Here is a 2,742-nt window from a genome sequence, read left to right as displayed (position 1 = left end):
CGCTCCGGCGGCCGTCGCCGCCACGCTCACCCAGCCCGGCGGCCGGGAGGTGCCGGTGGCCGCGCCGGTCAGCGCGGACTGGTCCGGCTCGCCGAACCTGCACATCGGCGGTGCGGCCGGGGTACGGCCCTGGCACGTGGCCCGGTTCGACCCGGCGACCGGGCAGCTCACCGCGTTGCGTCCCGGCGCGCGGGTCCTGCTCGCGGTCACCGTCAACGGCGTCCGCGTCGAGAAGACGGTGACCACCACCAAGGCGGCGCGCGCCGCCGCCTGACCGGCCGGAGGGCTCCTCGACCTGGGGGAGGAGCCCTCCACCGGCCCGCCCCCGTGGTCGATCATGAGGTTGACCGCGACAAAACGGACGTACGGTGCCGCCAACCTCATGACCGACCACGGGTGACGCGGAGGGCTGCGGGGGGACGCGCGACCGGTGGGGGCATGGGGGCGGGGTGGGTGGGAATGCGGTGGGGCGGGCGGGCGTTGTGGCAGCCGGACCTGCTGTGCCGGGCGGGCGACGCCCATGGCACACTGGTCAATCGGCCACCGGTTCCGGTTCACGCCCGAGCCCGTCGCGGACGACGGGACGCACCGACGGCGACCCGGCGACCACCGACGAAAGGACCGAGGCGACATGAAGCCCAACATCCACCCGGAGTACGTGACCACCGAGGTCCGCTGCTCCTGCGGCAACACGTTCACGACCCGCAGCACCGCCAAGGGCGGCGCCATCAGCGTCGAGACCTGCAGCGCCTGCCACCCGTTCTACACCGGTAAGCAGCGCGTGCTGGACACCGCCGGTCGGGTCGCGAAGTTCCAGCAGAAGTACGCCAAGGTTCAGGCCAAGAAGGCCAAGTAGCTCCGTCGACGACGCCCGTGTCCGGCTCCGTGCCGGGCACGGGCGTTCGTCCGTTTTCCGCCCGGCGTCTTCCGAAGGAGCATCCGCAGCATGAGCAGTGAGCGCCTGGCCGCCCTCCTCGGCGAGTACGCCGAGCTGGAGAAGCGGCTGGCCGACCCGGCCATCCACGCCGACCAGGGCACCGCCCGGCGGGTCGGCCGCCGGTACGCCGAGCTGGTGCCGCTGCACAAGGCGGCGGGTGAGCTGGAGCAGGCCCGGGCCGACCTCGCCGCGGCCCGCGAGCTGGCCGCCGAGGACGCGGCGTTCGCCGCCGAGGCGGACACCATCGCGGCCTCGCTGCCGGCGCTGGAGGAGCGGCTGGCGGAGCTGCTCATCCCGCGCGACCCGCACGACGCCAAGGACGTGATCGTCGAGATCAAGGCCGGTGAGGGCGGCGAGGAGTCCGCACTGTTCGCCAGCGACCTGCTGCGGATGTACACCCGGTACGCCGAGCGGCACGGCTGGGTCACCGAGGTGATCGACGCGCAGGACTCCGACCTCGGCGGCGTCAAGGACGTCTCGCTGGCGATCAAGAGCAAGGGCGTGCCGGACGGCGGCAACGGCGTCTGGTCCCGGCTCAAGTGGGAGGGCGGCGTGCACCGGGTGCAGCGGGTCCCGGTCACCGAGTCGCAGGGCCGGATCCACACCAGCGCCGCCGGCGTGCTGGTGCTGCCGGAGGCGGAGGACGTCGACGTCACCATCGACCCGAACGAGCTGCGGATCGACGTGTTCCGCTCGTCCGGCCCCGGTGGCCAGTCGGTCAACACCACCGACTCGGCGGTCCGGATCACCCACGTGCCGACCGGCATCGTGGTCTCCTGCCAGAACGAGAAGTCGCAGCTGCAGAACCGGGAGCAGGCCATGCGCATCCTGCGCGCCCGGCTGCTCGCCGCGGCCCAGGAGCAGGCCGACGCGGCGGCGTCGGACGCGCGCAAGGCGCAGGTGCGCACCGTGGACCGGTCGGAGCGGATCCGCACCTACAACTTCCCGCAGAACCGGATCACCGACCACCGCATCGGCTACACCGCGTACAACCTCGACCTGGCGCTGGCCGGCGAGCTGGACGGGGTGCTCGACGCGCTGGCCGAGGCGGACCGCGCGGCCCGGCTGGCCGGCGAGACCGAGCTGTCCCGCCGCTGACCGCCGGGGTGTTAAGCGGGGGCCCCTCCTCTACCGGAGGCGTTAACAGGGGGCCCTTCCTTACCGCTCAGCTCGCGCGCGGGCGCGCCTTGGCGCGCAGCATCGCCCGATCGGCCAGCTCGAACGCGGTGCCGAGCGCCTCCCGGACGCTGACCGTGGTGCTGCCGTCGACCTCGGCGAAGCCGATCGTCACGCCGACCGGCGTGCCGGGGACCAGCGACTCCCAGTCCTCGGTGCGGACGGCCGCCTCGATCCGTCGCGCCACCTCGACCGCCTCCGCCATGCCGGTGTCCGGGAGCACCACGACGAACTCGTCCCCGCCGTAGCGGGAGACGAAGTCGCCCCGCCGCATCACCCGGTTGATCACGCCGGCGATCCGTTGCAGCACCAGGTCGCCGGAGTGGTGGCCGTGGCGGGTGTTCACCGCCTTGAACCCGTCCAGGTCGCACACGCCGATCACCACCCGCTCGCCCCGGGACACCACCGCGCCGAGGTAGCGCTCCAACCGGCGCCGGTTGGGCAGGCCGGTGAGTGGGTCGGTGAGCGCCTCGCCCTCGTACCGGGCCGCCTCGCGGCGCATCTCCTCGTGGTCGATCCGGGCGGCGATGCCGTCGATGTAGACGTCCCGCAGGCGGTCGCTGCGCCGCGCGGCCAGCCGGAACGCGTGCCGGTCGGCCCGGTGCGCGCCGGCGTGGTCGCCGGCCCGG

Annotated in this window: 4 protein-coding genes; 3 read left to right on the top strand and 1 reads right to left on the bottom strand. The window is 73.7% G+C overall.

Going from position 1 to position 2,742, the window contains the following annotated elements; translation table 11 throughout:
• The 3 genes from HUW36_RS30165 to prfA all read left to right on the top strand — a co-directional run.
• Window positions 1-274 (top strand): hypothetical protein (locus HUW36_RS30165; RefSeq protein WP_174531196.1); only part of this gene is annotated, 274 nt, incomplete at its 5' end.
• A 357-nt stretch (window positions 275-631) separates the two neighbouring features.
• Window positions 632-856, top strand: coding sequence for a 50S ribosomal protein L31 (gene rpmE, locus HUW36_RS30160; RefSeq protein ID WP_013288272.1), 225 nt, complete (start codon window positions 632-634; stop codon window positions 854-856).
• A 90-nt stretch (window positions 857-946) separates the two neighbouring features.
• On the top strand, window positions 947-2,035 hold the full coding sequence (prfA, locus tag HUW36_RS30155; protein ID WP_174531195.1) for a peptide chain release factor 1: 1,089 nt from the start codon (window positions 947-949) through the stop codon (window positions 2,033-2,035).
• A gap of 67 nt (window positions 2,036-2,102) precedes the next feature.
• Here prfA and HUW36_RS30150 read toward each other — a convergent pair.
• The coding region (locus HUW36_RS30150; RefSeq protein WP_174531194.1) for a GGDEF domain-containing protein at window positions 2,103-2,742 on the bottom strand (640 nt) is incomplete at its 5' end.

The organism is Micromonospora maritima (assembly GCF_902825405.1).
GTDB lineage: Bacteria > Actinomycetota > Actinomycetes > Mycobacteriales > Micromonosporaceae > Micromonospora > Micromonospora maritima.
The sequence above is the reverse complement of the archived record's forward strand: the minus strand, read 5'-3'. Positions and strand labels throughout refer to the sequence as shown.